1 protein-coding gene and 1 pseudogene are annotated in these 1,390 nt (G+C 59.0%); both read left to right on the forward strand.

Annotated elements, in window-relative coordinates; genetic code table 11:
* Positions 1-176: 176 nt before the first annotated feature.
* A complete protein-coding gene (locus I5W_RS23315) occupies positions 177-1,127 on the forward strand; it encodes a ribose-phosphate pyrophosphokinase (protein ID WP_017452493.1) in 951 nt (316 codons plus the stop codon).
* 136 nt (positions 1,128-1,263) lie between these two features.
* Positions 1,264-1,390, forward strand: a pseudogene (locus I5W_RS30480) (50S ribosomal protein L25/general stress protein Ctc); the annotation flags it as partial.

Consider the following 1,390-nt stretch of genomic DNA (forward strand, 5'->3'; position numbering starts at 1 on the left):
GGATTTGATTCCGGCATTCCAAGGTTCGAATCCTTGTTCCCCTGCCATTTAATTCGGACAGGCCTTTTGTTCAGGCCCGGGTCCAGTCAGAAAAATAAGCCGTCAATGTGAGACTGATCAAGTCAAGCATTGTCGGCTTTTCGACTTTTTAACGATTGCATTCCAGGGATACCCACATGGCACTTGAGAACCTGATGGTTTTTACGGGCAACGCCAACCCCGAACTGGCGCGCGGCGTCGCTGAGAAACTCGGTATCCCGCTGGGCAAGGCCAACGTTTCCAAGTTCTCCGACGGCGAAGTCATGGTCGAGATCAATGAAAACGTTCGCGGCAAGGACGTCTTCGTGCTGCAGTCCACCTGCGCACCGACCAATGACAACCTGATGGAAATCATGATCATGGTCGATGCCTTGAAGCGCGCCTCGGCCGGTCGCATCACCGCCGCCATCCCCTACTACGGTTATGCCCGCCAGGATCGTCGCCCGCGTTCGGCGCGCGTGGCGATCTCGGCCAAGGTGGTGGCCAACATGCTGCAGGAAGCCGGCGTCGAACGCGTGCTGATCATGGATCTGCACGCCGACCAGATTCAGGGCTTCTTCGATATTCCGGTGGACAACATCTACGCTTCGCCGATCCTGCTGGGTGACCTGGTCAACAAGAACTACGACGACCTGCTGGTGGTCTCTCCCGATGTGGGCGGCGTGGTGCGCGCGCGTGCGCTGGCCAAGCGTCTGAACTGCGACCTGGCCATCATCGACAAGCGTCGCCCCAAGGCCAACGTCTCCGAAGTGATGAACATCATCGGTGAAGTCGAAGGCCGCAACTGCGTCATCATGGATGACATGGTCGACACCGCCGGCACCCTGACCAAGGCCGCCGAAGTGTTGAAGGAACGTGGCGCCAAGAAGGTGGTGGCCTATTGTACGCACCCGGTGCTGTCGGGTCCGGCCATCGATCGCATCGCCAATTCGCCGCTGGATGAACTGGTGGTCACCGACACCATCCCGCTGTCGCCGGCGGCACGCGGCTGCCCCAAGGTGCGTCAGTTGACCTGCGCCGACCTGCTGGCCGAGACCTTCAAGCGCATCACCAAGGGTGACTCGGTGATGTCGCTGTTTGCTGAATAAGATTTGCATTCGCCTCGCTGCAGTGTTCGGCAGCGAGGTTTTTTCGTATTCCCTGGTCGCGGGGAATATTTACCTTACGGGGCAACCGTCCATGGAATGATTCCACGACGAGCCCCGCCAACATTGGAGTTATCAAATGAAAGTGATCGCCTTTGCGCGTAATGAACAGGGCACCGGGAGCGAGCCGCCGCCTGCGTCGCGCGGGTCAAAACCCGGGTATCGTCTACNGTGGCGCCGCTGCCCCGTTGAACATCGCCGTTGAC

Source organism: Herbaspirillum sp. B65, from assembly GCF_000333555.1.
In the GTDB taxonomy this organism is placed as follows: domain Bacteria; phylum Pseudomonadota; class Gammaproteobacteria; order Burkholderiales; family Burkholderiaceae_D; genus Herbaspirillum; species Herbaspirillum rubrisubalbicans.